17 protein-coding genes and 2 pseudogenes are annotated in these 23,456 nt (G+C 56.8%); 7 read left to right on the forward strand and 12 right to left on the reverse strand.

The genetic code is table 11. The annotated features are described in order from the left end of the window. The coding region (locus tag HYX42_RS23240) for an IS3 family transposase (RefSeq protein ID WP_366931151.1) at positions 1–111 on the forward strand (111 nt) is incomplete at its 5' end. Positions 112–162: 51 nt separating this feature from the next. Here HYX42_RS23240 and HYX42_RS12990 read toward each other — a convergent pair. The 10 genes and pseudogenes from HYX42_RS12990 to tssB all read right to left on the reverse strand — a co-directional run. Continuing rightward, a pseudogene (locus tag HYX42_RS12990) lies at positions 163–543 on the reverse strand (pentapeptide repeat-containing protein); the annotation flags it as partial. Positions 544–611: 68 nt separating this feature from the next. Further along, entirely contained in the window at positions 612–3,329 is a 2,718-nt protein-coding gene (locus tag HYX42_RS12995; protein WP_293403641.1) for a DUF2169 domain-containing protein, read from the reverse strand. Between the two features lie 10 nt (positions 3,330–3,339). Then, a complete protein-coding gene (tssI, locus tag HYX42_RS13000) occupies positions 3,340–6,063 on the reverse strand; it encodes a type VI secretion system Vgr family protein (protein ID WP_293403643.1) in 2,724 nt (907 codons plus the stop codon). Positions 6,064–6,104: 41 nt separating this feature from the next. Then, complete coding sequence (gene tssH / locus HYX42_RS13005) at positions 6,105–8,762, reverse strand: type VI secretion system ATPase TssH (RefSeq protein ID WP_293403645.1); 2,658 nt, start codon at positions 8,760–8,762, stop codon at positions 6,105–6,107. 53 nt (positions 8,763–8,815) lie between these two features. Next, positions 8,816–9,841 (reverse strand): type VI secretion system baseplate subunit TssG, encoded by a 1,026-nt coding sequence (gene tssG / locus HYX42_RS13010; protein ID WP_293403647.1) that lies wholly within the window; start codon positions 9,839–9,841, stop codon positions 8,816–8,818. Further along, entirely contained in the window at positions 9,805–11,532 is a 1,728-nt protein-coding gene (gene tssF / locus HYX42_RS13015; RefSeq protein WP_293403649.1) for a type VI secretion system baseplate subunit TssF, read from the reverse strand. The genes tssG and tssF overlap by 37 nt, the downstream gene beginning before the upstream one ends. A gap of 47 nt (positions 11,533–11,579) precedes the next feature. Further along, positions 11,580–11,993 (reverse strand): type VI secretion system baseplate subunit TssE, encoded by a 414-nt coding sequence (gene tssE, locus HYX42_RS13020; RefSeq protein WP_293403651.1) that lies wholly within the window; start codon positions 11,991–11,993, stop codon positions 11,580–11,582. Between the two features lie 33 nt (positions 11,994–12,026). Further along, entirely contained in the window at positions 12,027–12,515 is a 489-nt protein-coding gene (locus HYX42_RS13025) for an Hcp family type VI secretion system effector (RefSeq protein ID WP_293403653.1), read from the reverse strand. A gap of 252 nt (positions 12,516–12,767) precedes the next feature. Beyond that, positions 12,768–14,255 carry a type VI secretion system contractile sheath large subunit gene (gene tssC, locus HYX42_RS13030; RefSeq protein WP_293403655.1) on the reverse strand — a complete coding sequence of 496 codons (1,488 nt, stop codon included), beginning with the start codon at positions 14,253–14,255 and terminating at the stop codon, positions 12,768–12,770. A 21-nt stretch (positions 14,256–14,276) separates the two neighbouring features. Further along, complete coding sequence (gene tssB, locus HYX42_RS13035) at positions 14,277–14,771, reverse strand: type VI secretion system contractile sheath small subunit (protein ID WP_293403657.1); 495 nt, start codon at positions 14,769–14,771, stop codon at positions 14,277–14,279. Positions 14,772–15,702: 931 nt separating this feature from the next. On the opposite strand from tssB, the gene HYX42_RS13040 reads away from it, so the two are divergent. The 6 genes from HYX42_RS13040 to HYX42_RS13065 all read left to right on the forward strand — a co-directional run bounded on the left by HYX42_RS13040 (position 15,703) and on the right by HYX42_RS13065 (position 22,169). Further along, positions 15,703–16,602, forward strand: a complete 900-nt coding sequence (locus HYX42_RS13040; protein ID WP_293403659.1) for a LysR family transcriptional regulator — start codon at positions 15,703–15,705, stop codon at positions 16,600–16,602. 214 nt (positions 16,603–16,816) lie between these two features. Further along, positions 16,817–18,046 (forward strand): M24 family metallopeptidase, encoded by a 1,230-nt coding sequence (locus HYX42_RS13045; protein ID WP_293404537.1) that lies wholly within the window; start codon positions 16,817–16,819, stop codon positions 18,044–18,046. A 5-nt stretch (positions 18,047–18,051) separates the two neighbouring features. After that, a complete protein-coding gene (locus tag HYX42_RS13050) occupies positions 18,052–19,092 on the forward strand; it encodes a tripartite tricarboxylate transporter substrate binding protein (protein ID WP_293403661.1) in 1,041 nt (346 codons plus the stop codon). Positions 19,093–19,660: 568 nt separating this feature from the next. Next, the gene (locus HYX42_RS13055) at positions 19,661–20,908 is read left to right on the forward strand and encodes a site-specific integrase (RefSeq protein WP_293403663.1); all 1,248 of its coding nucleotides are present in this window, start codon (positions 19,661–19,663) and stop codon (positions 20,906–20,908) included. A gap of 48 nt (positions 20,909–20,956) precedes the next feature. Continuing rightward, on the forward strand, positions 20,957–21,277 hold the full coding sequence (locus tag HYX42_RS13060; RefSeq protein WP_293403665.1) for a hypothetical protein: 321 nt from the start codon (positions 20,957–20,959) through the stop codon (positions 21,275–21,277). Between the two features lie 148 nt (positions 21,278–21,425). Then, positions 21,426–22,169, forward strand: a complete 744-nt coding sequence (locus tag HYX42_RS13065; RefSeq protein WP_293403667.1) for a TIGR02391 family protein — start codon at positions 21,426–21,428, stop codon at positions 22,167–22,169. 49 nt (positions 22,170–22,218) lie between these two features. Here HYX42_RS13065 and HYX42_RS13070 read toward each other — a convergent pair whose 3' ends face one another. Together HYX42_RS13070 and HYX42_RS23245 are read right to left on the reverse strand one after the other, a co-directional pair. After that, complete coding sequence (locus HYX42_RS13070; RefSeq protein WP_293403669.1) at positions 22,219–22,917, reverse strand: hypothetical protein; 699 nt, start codon at positions 22,915–22,917, stop codon at positions 22,219–22,221. A gap of 231 nt (positions 22,918–23,148) precedes the next feature. Further along, positions 23,149–23,307: pseudogene (locus tag HYX42_RS23245) on the reverse strand (competence protein CoiA family protein); the annotation flags it as partial. Positions 23,308–23,456 lie beyond the last annotated feature (149 nt).

Below are 23,456 nucleotides of genomic sequence, written 5' to 3' on the forward strand. Positions count from 1 at the left end.
AGGTCAGACGTGTTCGATTACATCGAGGGTTTCTACAATCGAGTCCGCAGGCACAGTCATCTTGACCTTCTGAGCCCGCTGGCATTCGAGCAGCTTCGTACTGGAAGCTGAAATGTGTCTACGAAAACGGGTCAAGTCCAAAGTCTTGAAAAACTTCGCTCCGGAAAAATTGGTCGCGGTTAATACAGCGCCCTCAAGAAATGCATTGCTGAAGTCTGCGCCTGCTGCTTGGGTGTTTGTGAGGTCGACTTTTGTCCAGCTGGACTCAACCACATTTGCGGCATCCATCACGGCATTTTGCAGGTTCACGCCCATGAACTGGCTGCTTGCGAGATTCGCCTGTGAGAGCCTTGCGTCCGCAAGCTCGCAGCCCTGCAAAGTACTGCCTGACAGATTGACCCCCGAAAGGTTGGCAGAGTGCATGCGGACATTCTCAAAATGGCAATTTGAGAAGTCCCGACCAGACAGGTCCGCACCTGAAAGGTCAGCGTTGGCGAGATGGCGGGAGCTGACCAAAAGTCCGATTGTTTCCCTGACGTCCATCACTTGAGCCCAGACCGGAATGACCGCGTGAAGCCATGCAACCAGAAAAATCCCGTTGAATACATGTCTTACACCACCGGCTTTCTGATCACCAGCAGGGTCTGGTCGATGTTCGAGCCTTCCAGACTGGCGATCGTCGGTGAAGTGCCGTAAAAATCAACGCCGTACAAATTGGCTTTGCGCAACAGCGTAGCTGCTGTTTTCGTATGGCGCATCGAACCCTTGAACAGGTTGACGCCGGTAAAGTCGGCGCGGCTGATATCGGCCTTGTCAAACTTTGCCCCTTTGGCGGAAGCGCGGCCAAAGCGCGCATCGGCCGCCTGGGCGCGACTAAAGTCGGCATCGTCGAGTACAGCGCCTTCTAGATTGGCCTTGGCCAGTTGCACACCTTCCCATGCAGCGCGCCCCAGATGCGAGCGCCCCAGTTGCGCCTCAGCGAACTGGCTGGTCGCATCTGCGCGGGAGGCTTTGAGATTGGCGTTGGTGAAATTGGCCTGCGTAGCATCGGCGCCGTAAAACTCGGCGTTGTCACAGGCGGTATTGGAAAAATTGGCCTTGCCCAGCCTGGCACCGGTAAATACGGCGGCCGTCAGCCGCGCATCTGCCATGCTTGCGCCGGCCAGGTCGCAATCGGCAAAACTGGCCTGGTGCGCGTTACAGCCGGCTGCTGTGAGTCCAGCCATCTTTGACCCGTCGAATATGGAGTTGGCGATGTTGGCATTGGTCAATTGCGCCTGCGAAAAATCTGCTGCACTGAAGTCGCCCCTGCTTGCGTTCACGCCATCCATACGGGCTTTGGCAAACAATGCGGAACCTGCGCTCGCGCCGGCAAGCAGCGCGCCGCCCAGGTCTGCGCCGGAAAAGTCACTGTCGGCCAGCAACGCGTCCCTGAAGGCGGCACCGGCCAGGCGGCTGTCCTTGAAACTGGTTTTCTCCAGCAGCGCAGACGAGAAATCCGCGCCAGCGAGATCGAGTCCCGACAGGTCCAGGCCGGAAAGATCGTAAGCAGCGAAGCCCTGCTTTGCCGCATGGTGAGCCAGGACTTCCTCTCGTGTGAGCTTGTGCGCCGCGACCGTCGGCATCGGCTCGGGTTCGGCCTGCGGCAGTTCAAGCTGCGGCAGCCCGGTTTTAGGCAAAGCCGCGGCGGGCATCACTGCAGCGAGCCCGGCGATGACGCTCCTGACATCAGGTATGGGCTTGCCGATCAAGTCTGCCGTTTCGGGCGTCTTTGACAGGAAGGCGTCAAGGTCTGCCTGGGTGATTCCCGCCTTTTCCATAGTCTCCTTGGTGTTGGCGTTTAGATCCTTCAGGGATCTCTCCAAATCGCCCAAATGATTGGCAGACTCCACTTCCGGCTTGGGCATAAAAGGCGCCAGGTCCTTGTCGGTAAGATTGTGCTTTTGCATCAGCTCCCGGGTCTGCGCCTGCAGGTCGGCCGCCATTTTCTCCACCGCCTCAAGCGACTGGACGGGCGGCTCTGGCGCTTCCTTCAGGTAGGGCGCGAGGTCCGCCTCAGTGATGCCGTGCTTTTGCATCGTCTCCTGCGTGTTTTTATTCAGCTCCGCCGCCAGCCGATGCACTTCCTGCAACTCGGGGTTCGCCGCCAGAAAATCCGCGGCAGCCGCTGCGGAGGCTCCGGGCGCCACGGCGACAGCTACCGCCGGCACGGCCACTGCGGTAGCAGGCATTGCCACCGAAGTCGCATCCGCAGCGGCAAAGGCTGGATCGGCCGCCGTTGCAGCGGTGACCTGCGCAGGCTGCGGAAGCCGCCGAAGAAATTCTTCGTGGTAATGCGAAAAACTCAGAGGAGTATCTGCCATGGACTCCCACTCGGCCATGATGTGCAGAATGTCTTCAGCGTCTTCTTCCGTTGTCGGCGTCACTGCACGGTACAACACAATGCCGCAGCCCTGCCCCGGAAACAGCCAAACGGTCTCCGCCCGCGCGGCGACTTCGACGAACTCCTCGCCACCGGCCACTCGCCGGTTGATGAAGCAGCGCGCACGAAGCTGCGGCAGGGCCGAGCTGATCAAAGCGCGTTGCGGATGCATGTTGTGGACCACGATTTTTTCGTCGCCGCGGAAGAATCCGCCGATACGCTGGTCGGCCGGCGCCACGTTGAAATAGGCTGGCTGCGTGTCGTCGGGCAGATGCGGCCAGCTCGTTTTGAGCCAGGCGTCGTTGAAAGTACCCAGGTGCTGTTTTCGCAGCGGAGAATCGGGTGGCAGCGACCAGAAGCCAGCAGCAGGCGCTACGTCACCGGGCCTCAGTACCAGCTTCGTCATGTGCTCGACGTTAGGCAGAGGCAGGCCTTCGCTGCCGTCAGGGTTCCTCAGTTTGGCCAGACCCTTGCCGCGGGGGTTTTCCGCAGAGCCCGGCCCGCCAAACGCTGTCTGCGGACCGATCGCCATTTGAGTGAACGGCTTGGGCCCGCTGATCACGCCCAGCGCGTTGAAATGCCGGTCACCGCTGACACGCAGCGTTTTGGAGAGGCTGCCGACCTGCGCACTGACGGCCACCTCGGGTGTGGCCGCACCCGAGGGCGCATGCGCCGCGCCGAACACCAGGAACTCGCCAGCCGTTTTGGGCAGGCCTTCGTCCATGATGGCATCACTTCCGATTGCCTCGGCAGCGACCTTCCACATCTGGGCCTCGGGCAACAGGGCCGCGCCCAGCGCCTCGTCCAGAGGAAAGAAGGCCATCATGCCGATCGATAGCTGGTTCTTGCGCGCAAAGCGGATGCTTCGATGCAGCAGGCCAAGCGAGTCCGGTTTGAAGATTTTCATGGCTGTGCGCTCAACCCAGCTGGATTAGAGCGCCGTTTACCTTCGCGCCAGAAGCATTCAGGCTGATCCCCGTACCAGCCGCGCTGAGCACAGCTACGGCTGCCTTAAGCATCAATTTCGAACCACTACAGTCAGCAGTCATCGCGGCAGGAAGAAGCGATAACTTGCAGGTCGCACCTCCCTGGAGAGTGGCTCCAGCCGCTACCTGGAGCTCCAGCTTTGCAGCCCCCGATGTGGCGGTCAAGCCCGCGGCTGCAAGCTTCACACTGCCACCAGTGGGTTGCGTCAGGCCAACTTCCCCTGCGGGATTGGCGGTAGACAGAGTTGCCGCTGTAGCCGACAGATTCAAATTACTCGTCAGTCCCGGTACACCGTTGCCGGACAACTTGATTTCACTGGGTAGCACTTTGAGTGAAGATGTTCCTGCTGCAGCTGCAGAAAACGAGCTGAGACCGACCTCGCCATTCTTTATCGTGATGCCGCTCTTGCGCACTGGCAGCAGACTGTCCACTGCCATGGCTATGCCGTTGTCGTCAACTAAAATATTGCTCGCATAAACCGATTCAGGACTACCCACTGCTGCAAATGTTTTTGCTGCAGCTATCATCGTGGCGGCGACCGCACCAGCCGTGACCACACCAGCTGCCGCCCCAATTCCGCGAGCCGCATTCACGTTATTGCCGTCGTCCCAAGCCTTGGTCTTACCGGTATATTTCCCGTCTTTGTCCTTATTCCCCTTTTCATCCGCAGCGAGGGAGATGTATTTGCCAGCACCTCCAGCGGCAACAGCGTTCAACGCCATGCTGGTGCCCACTGCAACTCGCAGCACCGTCTTGGCAGTTTCGACCGCCGCCTTAACTGCCATGCGCTGGCCACCAGATATCAGCACCTTCTCGGCACCCTGAAGTTTGGCGTCGGATTTCAACGAATACTTGGTGCTGTCATCGAACTCAACACTCTTGCCCATCTTCCAGCTCACATCGAAACCCACCCCGACGCTGACAGTCGAGCCTATCGTCATCTTGTTCGTTAACCCTGCAGCGAATGAATTGTCAAAAGACAGCGAAGCTGAATTTTTGAAACCCAGATAGAGGTCATTTTTCGTGCCCACGGTCACGCTCTCCGAACTGCCTCCCGTGCTCTGCCAAAGGCTTCCCCCGCCTTTCGGGTCAATCGAGCCCAGTCCGAGCGTGGAATTGTGAAACGGAGAGTGCAGCCACATGACCTCCTTGCCCTTCTGGTCCCCCATGTGGATGATGTTGCCGCCCGCAGTGGTGATCTTGTTTTCATAGGGGTTGGCCTGATTCACGACGCTCGGGTTCTCCGAGTTCGGTACCGCACCCAGAATCACCGGCTCGTCCGGATTGCCGTCAATAAATGACAGCAATACTTCTGCATCCTTGTGCAGAGGGAAGTTCATGCCATGGTCACTGCCCGAGTAGGGCGAGGCCATGCGCACGCGGGCAGAACCCTTGCCCGCGTCCTTGTCGGTGCTGTCGAAAGGCAACTGGACCTTGTACTGGCCGTATTCGTCAAGCTCCGCGTATTGGCTCGGCCCGCTCGCATCAATCGTCGCATTCATGGTGCCCGACACACGCGGGCGCGGTGTTGTGCGCTCTGGCCTGAACTGCGCCGCCGCGGGGATGGCGCGGAAGGTGTTGCGGTATGTCGTCTCGCCGCCCTGACCCTCGCTGTAGCTGGTCTTGATGCCGGCAAGCAGGGCTGCAGCCTGTGAGCCCTCGTGATGAACTTCAGTCACAAGGTACTGGCCGTTGAAGCTGTCGCGGTAATGGCGCGACATTTCCATCAGATAACCGCTGCGCAGACCCACTGCTGTTGCCTCACCGGTGAAAACTTTTCCGCCACACAGGATTTCTTCAGCCCGAAGTTTGGCGTAGCGCTGCCCTTCGGCTTCATTACGGAAGTTTTCGCCATAAAGATTCACCTCACCAATGCCGTTGTCAGACACGGGCTCGGTCACCTTGAGTTCTACAGTCGCCTTGCGGTGGTTGTAGTCACGCAGAATCACCTGCCTGGGCAGGGGCTTCTGGCGGCAGACAAAGTCCTGCACCGAGTCTGCGCTGGCGCCAGTGTCTTTCTGATCGACCGGTCGGTAGAGCACCTTGACGGCTTGCGCTGGATGCATGCTCTTGTTGTCGACAATGACCAGTTTTTCACTCCTCCCCTCATGGTCGAAGAAGAAGTACATGCCCTCCTTTTCCATCCAGCGAGAAACAAAGTCGAGGTGTGTTTCCTGGTACTGGCAGACAAAGCTGCGCTCACGGTAACTGCCGGAAAGCTTGAGTTCATAGTCAGCGCTTGTAAGGCGGCTACCCTTCAAGACCTTCTCGATGATCTGCGGAATGCTCTGGTCATTCAGGTAGACCTCGGACATCTGGTAAAGCGACAAATGCCACAGGCGAGGCACCAGCACCGCCCGGTAAAACACATAGCCGTCGGTCTGCTGGAGCTGGTCAAACTCCGCAATCCCGCCGTGATAGGGCGTAGACGATGTGCCATCCGGCGAAAAAATGCGGAACGTCGCCGCACTCTGCAGCACCTTGTCGAAATCAATGCCCGCATCATCGGACACCAGCGTCAACATGAACCGGAATGGTTTTGAGATCGACTCAAAGCCCGTCATGTTGACAACAGAAAACTTGTCCGTATCAAAGGCCTCCGAAGTAAATTCGAATTTCTTGTTGGCCGCCAGTTTGTTGGAGAGTGAAGCCATTTTTAATCCTGGAAATTAATCTCTGAAAATTCGCAGCTGTTTCAGGAAGTTGCCGGCGCGGTCTTGTCGGTGAATGAGACAGCAAACCCGCCATCCGCATTAACGTCAAGGGCAATTGCACCCGGTTGTTCCCCCGTGCTCATGCGCGAGAGAATTTCCTGCGACATCAGCGGCATGATGCTGCTGCGTAAAATAAAGTCGATGTTGCGTGCGCCCGTTTCGACTTCAGTGCAGCGGGCCGCAATCTGCCGGACCACGGCATCGCTGTAGGTAAACACCAGTTTGTTGTTGTGCGCCAGGCGATGCACGATCTTGTTGAGCTTGAGCCTGACAATGCCGGCAAGTGCGTCCTGCGCCAGCGTGAAGTACGGAATGACCGTCATCCGGGCCAGCAGCGCCGGTTTGAAGTGCGCCGACAGAATGGGCCGCACAGCCGACAGCAATGTCGCCGCGTCAGGTTTCTCATCGCCTGCCGTCATCTCGGTGATGACGTCAGTCGCCAGGTTGGAGGTGAGGAATATGACAGTGTTTGAAAAATCAATGTCCTTGCCTTCGCCATCAGACAGGGTGCCTTTGTCAAACACCTGGTAGAAAAGGTTAAGCACATCGAGGTGAGCCTTTTCAACCTCATCGAGCAACACCACAGAATAAGGCCGCTGCCTGACGGCCTCGGTCAACACGCCACCCTCGCCGTACCCGACGTACCCCGGAGGCGAACCGATGAGACGGCTGACGTTGTGTTTTTCCTGGAACTCACTCATGTTCACGGTCACGGTGGACTTCTCGTCGCCGAAAAGGATGTCCGCAACCGACAAGGCAGTTTCAGTCTTGCCGACACCGGAAGGGCCTGCCAGCAGGAATACACCGAGCGGCTGCTGCGGGTCGCGGAGACCGGATTGTGCGGTCTTCAGAACTTCTGAAATCTGATGCATGGCATGGTCCTGGCCCTGAATGCGTGCGCACAAGACCGACTCCATGCGCATGACACTTTCAGCCTGGTCACGCAGCATCTTGCCGACTGGAATGCCTGTCCAGTCAGACACGACCTTCGCAACCACGTCCGGGTCGACGTCAATGCGAACCAGGGGTCGCGTTCCCTGCGCGGCAGCGAAAGTCCTGTCGGCACTTGCGATCTTTCCCGACAGATCATCAAGTTCTGCTTTTGAGGCGTTGGCTGCCCTCGCTGCGTTGCATGCAGCACGCGCACTCAGCACGGCGTCAGCCGCGCCTTTCTGGGCAGTCCAGGTCGCCCGCAAAGCCTCCGCCTCTTCTGCCAGGGTGGCTGTCAGCCCATCGATGGCCTGCAGGCGTTCGAGATCAACCGTCTGGTGGTTGTCGCGATCACGCTGCAGGCCGCGCTGCTCGCGTTCCAGCGCCTGCATCTGGCGCTCCTTGTCCTCCAGGACATCGGGTTTTGCACTATGCAGAACCTTGACACGTGCACAGGCGGTGTCGAGCAGGTCGACGGCCTTGTCGGGCAACTGGCGGCCGGTGATGTAGCGACTCGAGAGTTCTGCGGCTGCAATGATGGCATCGTCGCGCACCACGACGCGATGCACGTCCTCATACTTTTCCTTCAGGCCGCGCAGGATGATGATGGCCGTTGCGAGATCGGGTTCGTCAAGCTTGACGGGCTGGAAACGCCGGGCAAGTGCCGGATCATTCTCGAAATACTTTTTGTACTCGGCCCAGGTTGTCGCGGCGATGGTCCTCAGTTCACCCCGAGCCAGTGCGGGCTTGAGCAGGTTGGCCGCATCGCCGGAACCGGCCGCTCCGCCAGCTCCGATCAGGGTGTGCGCCTCATCAATGAAAAGAATGATGGGCTTGGCCGAACCCTTGACCTCGTTGATCACGCCCTTGAGACGGTTTTCGAACTCTCCCTTGACGCTGGCGCCGGCCTGCAGCAGGCCCATGTCCAGTCCCAGGATGGTGACATCCTTGAGCGAATCAGGTACGTCGCCTTCTGTGATGCGAAGCGCAAGACCTTCTACCACTGCCGTCTTGCCAACGCCGGGATCGCCCACGCAAATCGGATTGTTTTTGCGGCGGCGCGCCAGGATGTCGACCATCTGGCGGATCTCCTTGTCGCGGCCAAACACCGGATCGATTTTTCCCGCACGGGCTTTTTCGGTGAAGTCTTCGCAGAAACGCTTGATGGCACTGCCATCCCCGCTGGGTGCAGATTCGCCGGAACCGCCGGATGATTCACCGGCACCGGCCGTTTCTTCAATAGAGGTGGCGCACACCGTTACAAAGTCATTTAACAGGCCTTCGCGGTTCAGTGCACGCAGTGGCGCCGCGTAGTCGCCTGTAGCGTAGTAAGTTGCCCGCGCGAGGAAAGCAAGCAACACCGCACCTGAACGTATGCGGGTTTCAGAAAGATTGACAGATGCAATCAACCACGCATCCTGCAGCAGTTCCAGCAACAGGGGCGAAAAAGCCGGCTTGCCGGCATTGCCCGTGCGCATGTCCTCAATGGCGCGATCAATGTCGCGCTTGACCAGCGCCGCATCCACGCCATTTTGTTTCAGCAGCAGTGCAATGTCGGCCTGTGCGTTGTCAAACAACTTCACCAGAAGGTGCTCAACAGTGATCTCGTAATGCGTGCGCGATACGCACAGGCCCACGCCATCTTCAAGCGCCTGCTTGGTGCAGGGGTTGAGGCGTCCGACCAGTGGTTTGAGTTCAACAAGCAGCATGATGGGGTTTCCGATCTTCAAAAATATGGGGCGGTCACATCAGTAATAAATAATCAAAGCGTGTACTGCACACGCGTCGGCAACTGGCCGGTCTCGGGCGAAATCCATGTATCCAGCCCCAATCTTGACCAGCTAGCGGCAGATTTGGCGTCCTGATCGGCAACGTTGCCGACTTCCGCTTCCGCCAGAGTGCGCGCCGCTCTGGCGTCCTCATGACGCAACCCCAGGCGCACCTGGATATCCAGCGGGTCTATAAGGTAAAAGCGGGTCAGGAATTCCAGCCGCGCATTGCCCCCGGTTCCCGGCAAAAGCTGATGGAACAGAGCTTCCGGCAAATCATCCAGATGGATGGACAGACTGCTGCTGTAGTCGTCTATCTCGCTGCCCAGGTAGGTATCCTCACCCAGGCAATGGGCCTGCAAGCCAAGATGCAGGCGCTGATCGGCGGGTATCGGCATGGCACGAAGTGTGCAACATTCAATGCGAACCTTTGCAGGGCTGAAGGCGTCACTCAAAAGTGTCTGCAGCCCCATGGCTGAACGCGGGTGCAGGTTGAACAGGCCGGCATAACGCAGCAGGTCACCGCTGTAGGGCAGTTGTTCACGTACCTCTGCATCATCAAGGCCCACAAATGAGTACAGCCGATTGAGGACCTGCGTATCGCCGTCTTCCAGCACACGCAGCTGCAGCCGGTACTTGCGCCAGGCGTCAAAAAGCAGCGGATACATCGCATGGTGAACGATGTCCAGGAAATCACGTGTTGCGTGGCGCCCCTCGCGCTCCTCTTCAAAAAGGTCTTCCGTGTAATAGGTGGGCAGGGGCGATGCCACACCGTAGAGCCCAAAGAAGTTGGCGGTGACGCGATAACCGCCCTCGGGCCGGGCTTCGATACCCTCGATGTCGTTGTCCGGGAAACCCAGGCCCAGCTTGGGGCGCACGCGCAGGCTGTCCACAGGCAGCCCCCTCGCCTTGGCGAACAGATGCAACAGGCGCATGGCCTGGAAATAGGAGTAGCGCTCGCCGTGGGCGAGGAGCGACTCCTCTACAGCAGCGGCTGCTGTCCCAATCTCGGCGGCCATTTGAACAGCGCTCCTGTGAATGCGTCTTCGAGCTCGACGCGGGTATATGAATTGATACTGGCGTAATCTGCAATAAAACGGTCCAGTACACAGCCAAACAGAAACATGTCGCCAATGCTGGCGAAAAAATCCAGTCTGCATTTGATGCGCACGAGCTGGCCCCGCAAAATGCTGCCACGGCCCACCAGCCTTGTTTCGCGCGTTGCGGTCACGTCCTGAATGCTGTCAACGCGCCGCCGGTTCGCGGCTTCTGCACCCTGCTCCTGCCGCTCCGAAAACACATACAGTCCAAGCAGAGCCTTCAGGTTCGCGGCGTTGGCAATCGACAGGAAATTCAACGAAACATGGGAGATCATGCGCCAGAGCAAAGCCTCACCAGAAGGGGGATTCACCGGCTGCGTCATGCGCCGGATATTGCGGAATGTGATGCGGTCCGGCGAGGTGTCTGTAGGCCGGCTGAGATCGCCCAGCTTCAGGCTTTCAGGCAGCATGCGGTTGGTGCAGGTCACCTGGACCGAGAGGGTTTCAGCAACAGGCAGCTGCCCCGCCGGATACGTGACAGACAGATAGATATCACTGCCCCTTCCAACCGTGGCAGCGCGCCGGACGGTACGGTAGTTCAGATTGACTTCACCACCACCGGGTTTGAGCATGCCAAAAGGTGAGTACACGCGTTCGCGAGCAACGCCCTGCTGGTAGCCCACAACCTGGTCTACCGAATAGATCTGGTAGTGCTCGCGGTTGCCGCCTTCGGGCAGAAGCCGGTATTCGGTCGCCTTGTGGTCGTTTGAAATTGGATCGGCCGCGTGCTCGAACAGGTTGATCGCGGGAGTGATATTGAGCTGAAAGGTTTCCGTGCGGATCTCCGGCATCCATTCCGGAACCTGATCGAGAACCAGGGTGACTTCAAACGCACTGCCCTGGCCACGATCAGCCCAGCGGGCAATATCCTCGATATCAACAAACAGGAATTTTTCAGGCTGTACAAAAAATTCCTGCAGGCAGCGGTAACCCTGAAAGGCGTGCCTCGGGTATGGCAGCAGTTCCGCGTCAAAGCCCGACAAACGCAGTGATTTGGGGCCCAGTTCATATGCGGCGCCGTTGGTACCGGAGATGCTGACCGACCTGACGTGATGAGTCAGCAGCAACAGGAGCTTGGAGGCCTCCGCATAACCGCCACCCAGGAAAAGGCGAATATTTCCTGCCGGCCATTGCGAAACGTCGATCGCCTGCAATTCAAACCGCAGGACGATGCGCGCGGCGCTCCCGGCGCTGGCCACCAACTGAGCACTTGCAAGCGCAAGCGGATGCACATCCAGGTCGGCGCAGGTTCGAAAGCGGCACGGCGTGCCATCCACAGGCACTGAGTCAAGCTTGGTGCCTGCCGGTACACGCACGGTTTCTGCGAGGAGCCCCTTTGGCGCAAAACTCACCAGTGTGCAGGCAGGGATGGGACGCAGGTAATGGGGGAAAAGGAGGTTGGCCAGTTCCTGGACAAACTCGGGGAATTCATCGTCCAGCTTTTGCCGCGTGAGACCGGTAAGAAAGGCGACCCCCTCAAGCAGGCGCTCAACATCCGGATCGGCGGAAGCGCCGGACAGCATGGGCGCGAGCGCGGGGTTGGCGTGGGAAAACTCGACGGCCAGTTCCTTGAGCTTGTTCAATTCATCTTCGTAATACCGATTGAACATGATGGCCTCTGCGCTCGCTCAAGAAATGGTGAATGAAAACTCTAACCTCAGCGGATGTTGACCTTGCCGTTGGCGCCAACCGTCGTGGCCAGTTGCAGCGGTATCTCGCGATCGTCAACCTCAAGCTTGCCCTGAAGGCCAAACTGGATGGACAACACATCGCTGGATTCGCTGCTCAAGGTCACCTTGGGGGACTTGATGCGCGGTTCGTACCTGAGCACCATCCGCCTGATCTCTTCTTCAATGTCGTTGACGGAACCTGCATTGAGCCCGCCAGCGATATTGGTGAAGTCAGGAACCCCGAAGCGGGGGTCCAGCTGCACACTGCCCTGCCGCGTATTCAGCAGGCGACGGAGGTGATCGGTGACCGACCTGACGAGAACATCGACCTGGGTTTTGCTGGTTCTTTCCTCACCATCTTCCCAGGCCGCTATTCTTTCGAGCAGGCGGCGTTCCTTCACGACACGTCCGGGCTAGTTGCAGCCGGCGTCAACTCAGGACTTCGGAGCAAGCCAGTTGTCTTCTGCTTCGATGCCATCAGGCTCGAAGGTCCAGGTGATCTTCTCGTAGGTGAACGACAGATCTTCCATGTGGCCCATCTGCTTGTTGTCGGGGTTCAGGCAGTTGGGTGTCCATGAACGGGCGCTGGTCAGAATCGCGTTCGAGAGCTTGACCGTGTAGTACTTTTCCTCGGTTCCCTTTGGAGAAATACGGTAGAACTCCAGGGCAACGCTCTTGAGCTGTTCGCCGGACGTCAGGGCCTGGAACAACTTTGGCGAGGCCTTGTCGATTTCCTTGGTGACGGTCATGGGGTTGTGAACGCGCTTGCCGGTAGGCAGGCCGGTTTGCGGGCTCTTTGGGATCTCGATGGTGTGCTCAACGGCTTGCACGAGGATCTTGCCTTCGTGACCCTTGACCTTGACGGAGCCTTCCATTTTTCCCTGGTTCTGGCCTTCGACGATGAGATAGCATGGCATTGGCATGATGATTTCCTTTTTAAAGTTAAGACATTAAAAAAACTGTTACCCCTGCCAGCGCTGCTTTTTTGACCTCACCGCTGGCTCCTTGAATCACCGCGCCGTCATCCGGTCCGCCTGGTGATCTGCACATCCCTTAAACAATCTGTTGTGCATGTCTGTATTGTGGAAGCCATGTGTTTCGGCTCCATTTCAGGGTGCGGGAGCCAAAGTTACAAACGAAACAGGGCCTTTTGCGCCCTGCCGGTTTCTGCAGGCCTACTTCTTCTCGAGCTTGCCGACGAGCGAGAGGCTGAAGGAAGCGCCCATGTACTTGAAATGCGGACGCACCTTGAGGTCCACGCGGTACCAGCCCGGATCGCCCTCAACGTCCGACACGGTGATTTCTGCCTGGCGCAACGGCCTGCGGCTGCGAACACCTTCAGCAGGGTTATCCATGTCCGCCACGTACTGGCGAATCCACTGGTTCAACTCATTCTCAAGATCGCCGCGCTCTTTCCAGGTACCGATGTTCTCGCGCTGTATGACCTTGATGTAGTGCGCAAGGCGGCTCACGACAAACATGTAAGGCAATTGCGTGCTGAGCTTGTAGTTGAGCTCGGCTTCCTTGCCTTCCTTGGTGTTGCCGAAGAACTTCGGCTTCTGGCAGGAGTTGGCCGAGAAGAAGGCCGCGTTGTCACTGTTCTTGCGCATGGTCAGGGCAATAAAACCCTGTTCGGCAAGTTCAAATTCGCGGCGCTCGGAGATGAGCACTTCCGCAGGAATCTTGTTCTGCAGCTCGCCCATGGACTCATACGTATACACGGGCAGGTCTTCGACGGTACCACCGCCCTGGGGGCCAATCACGTTGGCACACCAGCGGTAGTCGGCAAAGCTACCGGTCAGGCGGGAGGCAAAGGCAAATGCCGCATTACCCCACAGAAAGTTTTTGTTGCCCGCCGTGACGTCTTCCTTGTAGTTGAATTTCTTGGAAGGCACTGTGTCAGCCCCATAGGGCACGCGCAACAGGAAATGTGGCAGCGTCAGTCCTACATAACGCGCATCCTCGCTTTCGCGGAATGAATTCCACTTGACGAATTGCGGCCCTTCAAAAACCGAAGCCAGGTCCTTGAGATTGGGCAACTGATCGTAGGAATCCACACCGAAAAACTCGGGGGCGGTCGCCGCAATGAAGGGCGCGTGACTCATTGCCGACACGCTGGCAACAGATTGCAGCAGCTTGATGTCCTGGCCGCCAGGTCCGAACTCGTAGTTGGCAATCATGGCGCCGAAAGGCTGGCCGCCAAACTGGCCGTATTCAGCGGTGTACAGGTTTTTATACAGGCCGGACTTGGTGATGTCGGCAGAATCCTGGAAGTCGTCCAGCAGCTTGGCCTTGCTGACGTTCAGTACCTGGATTTTCACGTTCTCGCGGAAATTGGTGCGGTCCACCAGGAACTTGAGCGAACGCCACGCCGATTCCATCTTCTGGTAATCGGGGTGGTGAAGGATGGTGTCCACCTGCGCACAAAGTTTTTTATCAAGCTCTGCAATCATGTCGTCAACGGTAGCCTGGGTGACGCGCTCAACCGCACGTTGCGGCTCCAGCAGCTGGGAGACAAACGCCTGCAAGCCCTGACGGGTGATGGAATAAGCGTCATCCCCCTGCTTGATGCGCGCTGTCTCGACCAGTTGGTCCAGCAGCGAGCCCTCTGCCGCTTCTGCGGGAGCTGCGGCAGGCTGCGCCTGATTGTTGGTGTCGGCCATAGTTTTTGTTCCTTCTGCGGTTTATTTGTCCTGAACACCCAACTCGGTCAGCAGTCGGGCGCGCACGCCTTCGTCCTGAACCAGCTCCTGGACCTTTTTGCGGAAATCCGGGATGTTGCCGAGCGGCCCCTTCAACGCCTTGAGGGCATCACGGAGTTCGATCATTTGCTTGAGTTCCGGCACCTTTTCGACGATGGCGTCTGGAGAGAAATCATTGATGGAGGCGAAATCCACTTTCATCGCCAGAACCGCATCCTTGTCGGCCTTGGGGTCGAGCTTGTTGGGGACAGACATGTTGAGCGAGAGCTTCTGGGCTTTCAGGACGTCGTTGAAGTTGTCCTTGTCGATGTTGATGGGCTTCATCTCTTCCAGCGGCGTGTCATCGTCGCGGAGGGTGTAGTCGCCCATGACCAGCAATTTCAGCGGCAGTTCGACTTCGGCCTGGGCATCGCCTGTAGCGGGGCGATAAACAATGTTGACACGTTCTTTTGGAGCTACTGAACCGTCTGTTGCCATGGTTTTTTCCTTTATTGCCTGAAAGTGTGTAGGAATACACGCGTAATGACATGTAACTGCCAAAAGATGGTAACCCAGTTCCGTGAATTTATACAGGCATGTTTCACTCGTAACACGTCTGCCCGACGGGGACTGCAGAGGGCCAGGCCTGACACTTTTGCAGTGGGTCAGATGCAACACAGGAGCCGGGCAAGAGCAGCATGTTCAGCAGACTTGTTCCACCGCCGCCCAGAACCCGGTGCCAGGTAAATCTGATCTGGCTGGAAACGGTTGGACGAGCCGTCCTGCGAATCCAAAACGGGGATGCACCGATAGCCCTGGACGGTGTCCACGGTCCGTGATGAAGCTGCAGACGATGGCCGGCGCCGGACCGGCAATGACTTTTGTGCTGCAAGCTGCTTCGCCTGTCGCTTCGCTATCAAACAAATAGCTTAACCCGCCCATCCTATATGGCTTTCAGGCAAAAATGATACCCAAAAACAGGTCGAAATCGGCTAAAAGAGCTTGTTTTTGGTCTTCCCGTGGGCCAAATTGGTAGCCACGGCAAATGCATCTTAAATAATACATTAGGCCATCTTATTTAAGACTCTTTAACTTTGAGACTTGCACTCTTCGTGCCACAGGGAAATGACACTGCGCAAATCCCATTTCCGGGATCTCCTGCGCACTTCCCAGAGGCGAGCCCTGCGTCGGGCAGCGCTGCATGCATGATCATGTTGGAGTCGTTGACCTTCAGGCCGCCATGCACCGCCATGTCAGGCCGCCATGCACCGCCATGTCAGGCCCGCCGGCCGATGCAGGTACATTTACATTCCGCGCCTGGCTTGGGAACCGCCGGCGCGATCCGCCTTCCCACAAACGGCATCCAACGGCGTCAAGGACTTTGATAAAACGCGATGTCAGGCACACATGCAACCAGGCGCTGCAATTTATGAAGTCTAAGGACCTGGACCTCAATCTACTTCCCGTGTTCGAGGCGTTGATGCGAAACCGGAGTGTCGCAAAGACGAGTATCGAGCTTGAGTACTCCCAGCCGGCAATGAGCAATCTTCTGGCAAAACTCAGGAAGTCGCTTGGGGATCAGCTCTTCGTTCGTGCGGGCAGAGGCATCACACCCACGCCGTATGCGGAGCAATTCGCAAAATCAGTGCTGCCGGCATTGAAGATGATCTCTGCGGGTATGCAGGGCGAATCCGCATTCGATCCACGCACATCAGAGCGCTCCTTCAACCTGCTGCTGACCGACAGCGGTGAGGCAATATTCCTGCCGCGCCTGATTGCCTATTGCCAGATGAATGCACCAGGCATCCAGATCCGCGCTTCGTCAATCCCCAGTTCCGGGTATGCGAATGCACTGGAAAAGGGACTGGCCGACATTGCGATCGGGCATTTGCGTGAGCTTCCGGAAAGCCTTGTTCGTCAATTGCTCTTCTCGGACTCACTGACCTGTCTCATGCGAAATGGTCATCCCTTTGCCGGGAAAAAACTGAGCGCCGAGCAATACCGCCGGGCCATGCATCTCGTTGTCAGGGCACCCGGCACAGGCAACGGAATCCCCCGGACCGTGGCCAACTACCGGGGCAAGATCGTGCCGCTGGCGGAGGTGACGCACTACTGGGCTGTCCCGGCCATCCTGGTGGACTCCGATCTGATCTGCACACTGTCCAGAAGGATCGCCAGCCAGATGAACGCACATGGAGAGTTCGTGCTTCTCGACCTCCCCTTCAAATCCCCAAAATTCGACGTTCGCCAGTACTGGCATCCCAGCGCAAAAAATGACAAAGGCCATATCTGGTTGCGCAGAACAATCTACAAGCTCTTCTCCGAATAAGTTGTGGATTAGTCCTTTTGGCGCTTTTCTGCCATGCAATATCTGAAATGAAGTTCATTTCATTTTCTTTATTGTTTGTGCACCCGCATATGCCTATTCTCCAAAGCCTAACTACTTCGGAGACAGAATGTCCAATCCCCCGTTCATGCCTACGCAGGCCGGCTTTCCAGCGGGCGCCAGGGCGACCCAGCAGCTGAAAAAATACATCCCGCAAATGCCTTTGTCCGAGCGCAACAGCCGCTGGGACCGGCTGCGGAAAAAAATGAGGTTTGCAGGCGTAGATGCCCTGGTATTTCTGGGTAACGATATTTACTGGGGCATGGGCATGGCCAACATGCGGTATATGTTCCAGGTCGAATCACAAATCGGCGGAGACGCCTTGTTTCCGATGGAAGGTGACCCTGTCATCTGGACAGCGCCAGTTCACATGCACAGGCCGACGTCCATGTATCTGTCCATTCAGGACTGGGTGTCGGACATCCGGCCAAAAGGCGGTCCCACGGCCATAGCTGGTGAAATTCACGCCAAGGCACTCCAGGCCTCAAAAATTGGCCTGGTAGGGTTCAGCAACACCCTGCAAACCACGAACCTGCTGATGTATGAGGTGGAAAGCCTTAAAAAGCTTTTGCCGGGCGCGAATTTTGTCGACATGACGTGGGCAGTGGAAGAAATGCGCATGATCAAAAGTGAGCTGGAAATTGACATGTTGCGCAAGGCGTCTGTAATTTCGCGCAAGGTCATAGACGCCATGGTGGTCGCGGCTGGGCAAAGCGGGGCCACCGAAGCCTCTGTGTACGCCGAAATGGTCAGGACGCAGATTTCCAATGGAGCCGAGCCTTACATTTTCAACCTGCTCGCCTCGGGACCCATCGAACACCCCAAAGAAGAGATCTGGCATCTCCTTCATGGCTGCGAGCAACCCCTCACGCCAAGCATGAGACCCCTTGAAAAGAACGATCTGATCATTGCGGAATGGCATACAAAATATGGCGGCTACCGATGCCATTCTGAATACACCGTGTATGTCGGTAAAAAACCACCCCCTCAATTGCAGCGCATCTGGGATGTCTCATGTGAGTGCCTGGAGGCCAGCAAGGAAGCGCTGGTGGCGGGAAGAACCATCAGGGAAGCAATAGAAATTATCGAACGTCCGGCCCGCAAGGCGAAGCTGGATTGGGTCGAGCTCGGGTTTCATGCCATGGGTACAGCGTCACCGGAGTTCCCGACCGTGGTCTACCCTGCCGGCTTTGGCCCCGCTGCAAACGGCGCTGGAATGCAGGACCTCGTACTGGAAACCGGGATGACGTTTGGAAACAATATCGACCTGCATGACTCCGCATGGAAGCCGGACGTTGGATGCATGTACTCGGACTTCATGGTGGTGCGGGAAAGCCGCGCGGAATGCCTGGTCAATGTACCGTCCGAAATGGGAATAACAGGATGAACACCATGTCAAACTCCAACACAAATCATTCGCTGCGTCAGTTGCGTGTATCTTTCGGCCTGCTCATTTCCCGGCGTTTGATCGCTGTGGCCGCTCTTTCAGTTGCGGCAATCGCATGCAGCCTTCCGTTCACCCTGCATGCCCAGGTCTTTCCAGCCAAACCTGTGCGCATCATCGTCCCCGTCCCCGCAGGAAGCGGGCCGGATGTCGTCGCTAGAATGATCGCCGAAAAGATGAGTGCAGGCCTCAAGCAACCCGTGCTTGTGGAAAACAGGCTGGGAGGCAGCGGCGTTGTGGCCATCAGCGCCCTCAAAGCGGCGGAGGCAGACGGCCATACGCTGGTGCTGCTGGACAACGGTCAACTGGCGATCAATCCCTTTCTTTTTGAGAGGCCACGATACGACGTGGAAAATGATTTCGCTCCTGTTGGCATGGTGACGGAGACAAGTTTTCTGATGGTGACCGGGAAAAATTCACCCTACGGCTCACTGCGTGCTTTGATCGGCGCTGCCAGGTCCAAACCAGATGCCATCGCCTATGCCACTCCGTTTGTAGGAAGTCCCTCTCATCTGGGAGGTGCGAGGCTTGCGCAACTGACCGGCACGACAATGCTCCATACCCCGTTTTCCGGCCCCCAGATGCTGACATCAATATCCAACGGAGATGTCGCCTGGGGCTTCCTCACCTTCGGGACCGCCGGCCCCCTGATCGCGTCCGACCGGTTGAAGGTCCTGGCGGTGGCTGCAGGCCAGCGTCTGTCATACCTGCCCTCAACTCCGACAATAGAGGAAGCGGGTGGTCCCAAGGGGTTCGAACTCAAGGGCTGGCTCGCCCTGGTTGCGCTAAAGGCTTCACCTGCTTTAGCGGTGAACCGTCTCAACAATGAACTGAATGCCGCCTTGTCAGATCCTTTGATCGTGCAAAGACTGAAAGCGATGGGATTCGAACCGATGCCGGGCAATCCAAATCAGGTCACAAAACTTACCCAGCAGGATTCCAGAGTGTTTTCAGAACTTGTGAAGCTCACCGGGGCAAAATCTGATTGAAGTAGTGGCCTGCGTTACCTGAATTCGGGTTTATCGGGGAGCTGCGACACCTCCGGTAAATTTACCGCCCGAAAAGCATGGGCGTCGTAAATCCTGACTTCGCTTTGCAAGCGTGTTTGTCAAGCCAGACATAGCGCCCACGAGGTCCTTCCACTTGGCGAAACCCAGGCTGGTGGTAATGGCTCTACTGCCCCCCCCCTCTCTTGAATGCCACTCCAAGTTTTCCTGAACTTTAAGCAGAGTGTGAAGCCAGCGAACGAGGCCGGTAAGCCTGAGTTTTTTTATTAACCTCGAGCAAATTTTGACGGTGGGAGAGCTGGCAGGAGAAATAAAAAAGCGCCCCGAAAGGCGCTTTTTTATTGACTATCTGGCGGAGAGGGTGACGGAAAAATTATAGCGCCGCATTGCCCCAAATAAATCCAACAAAGTCCAAAAAGCTAAGCCTGGCGCGGCTTTCAACGCAATTGCTATCTTTTCAGTAGTGCAAATCACACCAAAGAAATCCATAGCAACGCAATTCAAAATGTGGGTAGCATTGTGGGTAACTCTTAGCTAGAATTTCCGGCTCATGACCCGGCGCAACTTACTTTCCGACCCTGCCGTGAACAGCAAAAAAAAGCTGCCCGGCTACTACTTGGACGGACACGGCTTGTATTTACAGGTTACTGAAAAGGGCGCCCGCTCCTGGATCTTCAGGTACACCAAACACAAGAAGACTCGAGAAATGGGCCTAGGGTCCGTGGATGCCTTTAGTCTGGCCCAAGCCCGAGAAAGGGCAAGGGTCTGTCGCCAGCAGCTGGCCGACGGCTGGGACCCGATCGATTTGCGGAACAAAGAGCGGGACGACCGCGCCGCAGCCAAAGCCCAGACCGAATCACAGAACAAGACGTTCGAGCAATGCGCCGAAGAATGCTTGCAGGCTAACGCCCAGAACTGGAAGAACGCCAAGCATGGCGATCAGTGGATCAACACACTGAAGAAGTATGCGATCCCCAAATTCGGTATGCGCCCCATCAACAGTCTCACCAAACAGCACATCGTGGATGCGCTTGCACCTATTTGGACGACCAAGGCGGAGACGGCCACCAGGGTGTTTCAGCGGGTGCGTACCGTGTTCAATTTCGCCGCCGCCAAAGACTACAGCGTTGGCAGAGACAGCGAATTCTGGGAGCAGGTGAAACTGGCGCTGGGCTCCAATGAGCGTGCTCGCAAGGTGGAACACCATTCCTCTTGTCCCCACCGCTTTGTGGGCAGTCTGCTTCAAGCGGTAGACGAGGGCACTTCCGCCGACCAGGTCAAGCTGGCGCTGAGATTTATCGTCCTCACAGCCTCCCGCTCAGGAGAAGTCCGTGGTGCGACCTGGAATGAAGTGAGTGAGGACTTCAAAGACTGGGTAGTGCCATCCGAGCGGATGAAGGCGGAGCGTTCCCACCATGTGCCATTATCGGCAGCGGCGCAAGAGACCTTGAAGAGGGCGAAGGTCACCTTCCCGCCAGAATCGTCCAATTCCTTGATCTTCCCCAGTCTTCGCGGCAAGGTTCTCAGCGATATGGTCTTTACGCAAATGCTGCGTCGCATGAATGTCCCGTTCACTGTGCACGGGTTCAGGGCGAGCTTCCGCACCTGGGGCGACGAAGCCACCGACTATCCCCACGAGATGCTTGAGTTCGCGCTTGCGCACACGGTTGGCGACCTGACTGTTCGTGCCTATGCGCGAGGCAGCATGGTCGAACGCCGCAGGCAACTGATGGAAGATTGGGCTACGCATGTGGCGAGCAGCCGTGATCTGCGTTTCGATGCAAGCAAAATGCAGTGACAGACGACTGATATTGAGCGCTGCCAAAATTAAATAGGAGGAGACGAAATGACTGCCTACGATTCCGAGATTCTTGAACAATTTGCGGACCGGCTCTACGCCAAAGCCTCAACAGTTGTGCTCAAGTGCATTTTTGTTTGGCTCTTCTTGGGACTCATCGCTGGAGGGGCGCTCGTGGGCTGGATTAAACCGTCAGATGCGGTCGGAGTTCTGTTTGTGGTGGGCTTCTCGAGCTTCATGTTCGCAATGATTGGCTACTTCACTGGCAATGGGAAAGCATTCGAGCTGCGGCTGGAAGCTCAGCGCACACTCTGCTACGTTGCGATTGAACGGAATACGCGGCACCCGAACCCGCACCCACTGATGTAAGAGCCTGGTTCCGAAACTGAAAGTTGATGCGACATTTGGACCAGGCTCAGACTCCAGGGTGAGCAGGTCAAATTGTGCTGAGAGGGACGCCAAAACGCTTATTTCAGAGTTTTTGCTGTTGCTAAACTTCCACCAATAGGGGAAGGACATGCCAAGACTTACAGACTTCTACCAAACCGGTAACGATCTTCTCGCGACACCTGTTCACGAATTGGCCGAAACCGTGCTGCGCATCGCGGCGGACCGACGCCAGCGCCTTATGGTTCACGTTCAAGAGTTTGACCGGGACATCAACGGTGACCACGGTCAAGGTGGCTACGCCGCACACCATCGTGACGACATTCAGGCCGCCATTGCAGAGGCTTGGAATTATTTAACAACGGCGGGCCTGCTCATCCCCGCGCCAGGCACCAACGGGACAAATGGCTGGTATCGCTTAAGCCGTGCGGGTGATCACGTAATTGCCACCAATAACTTCCAACGGTTTAAACGGCAAATTGGTTTTCCTAAGGAGCTTCTGCACCCTTCAATTGCTGATGATGTGTGGGCAGACTTATTGCGTGGGAGACTCGATACAGCAGTGTTTGAGGCATTCCGAGCTGTCGAGGTTGCGGTGCGCATGGCAGGCGGATATGGCCCGAACGACTTGGGCATAAACCTTATGAGACAGGCATTCCACAAAGACACCGGGCCGCTTCGAGATCAAACCAAGACAGACGCCGAAAGGGAAAATCTCGCTCACCTGTTCGTCGGCGCCATTTCATACAAAAACGGAGTCTCTCATCGCACCGGCATGATTACCGACCTAGCCGATGCGCAGGAAATGGTCATTCTTGCAACCCATCTGCTCAGGATTGTTGATGCTCGAGTGGCCACAAGGCCCACAAACTGAAGCTATCCACATTGCTAGTGGAACTCTGCATGATGCACCTTAGTGAGAACTATGCGGCATTCAATATGTCTTGCCAGATTGTCGAGAATCGCATGACCTTCTGCTTGTCTCGCAGGTAGAGCGCGGTTGCGGTGAAATTGTCCATTGAAACGCCCCCCAATTCCAGATCCGCTTTGCCACATCGCTCTGGTAGGGCCCTATCCCAACCTTCAAAAAAAGGCCACGGTACCGCTATCAGACGCTGGTCCTGGTGAGTGATGATCATCCAGCCGGTCCCGTCATGCAACCCATAAAACATAAACGTTGTGTTTGGCTTCCGCCATGTTGCCCACGGTGTCTCATCGGTGGGGGATGGGTTAGCTGGCTGCGGTTGCGGAGCATTGAGAATTACCTCAGTCAGCGGCATACGCCCCGACATTGTTCGCAGGCTTAGGATCTCTTGAGCGACCTTTTCTTGACTGCGCCTCTCCTTTTCATATTCGCGCTCAAGCGCCGTCGCAGCGGCAAAAGCCTCTTCCTGGATTGCTGCCACCTGACCTGTGACATCAGGCAAGTAAATCCAATGAAATCCTCCACCTCTAGAGATGTGACTTATCGCATCGGACAAAGCTCTTAGCTGACCAGGCTCAGGCGACGGAATAAGAAATTGGACTTCGCCAACGTCAATACCAAGGTCAGGATTTCGCGTGTTCGGCTGCGCCGCCACGTCAACATACAAAACCACTGAAACTCCAGAGTCGGTCAGCATTCGTCCCACCTCTCCCTTCTGAGCGGGATGGGAACGCCAATCAGAGATTGAAAGACACTGGGGTATCCAGTTAAATTCTCGCGTAACGATACGGGGGAATTTCCCCGCCCTGATCACGGCTGTGTACGGCGGTAACTCTAGATGCGGCGTGAGTCGCAGATGCTTTATTGCTACACGACGCAATAAATTGGTAGCACCAACTAGGCACTCAGGCCGCTCCTGACTAGCCTCATGAGCAAAATGCCAAGCATTGACTTCGCCTCTCTTGGCAACCAGCGGGCTTGCGCAGCTAGGACAAAAACATTGGCAGGCAAGGCCTCGTGGCACATCTCCCACAAAACGGATCGCCCCTGTGGAATCCAGCCCAGCAAATAATCCCAACTCGGCCATTGGTCTCCCCGCCCCTTTTTTGGTGTAGAAAGCATAACCTGCGTCTCGGTACCAGCTTATAAGCCCAGGAGGGGCAATCTTGGCTCCGCAGCTGCTTCCAGCCTCATGGAATAAGCCTACTTTTGGTAGTACGAGAAGCAGGGCTCAGC

The sequence above is a fragment of the Polaromonas sp. genome, assembly GCF_016185115.1.
Taxonomy (GTDB): domain Bacteria; phylum Pseudomonadota; class Gammaproteobacteria; order Burkholderiales; family Burkholderiaceae_C; genus Polaromonas.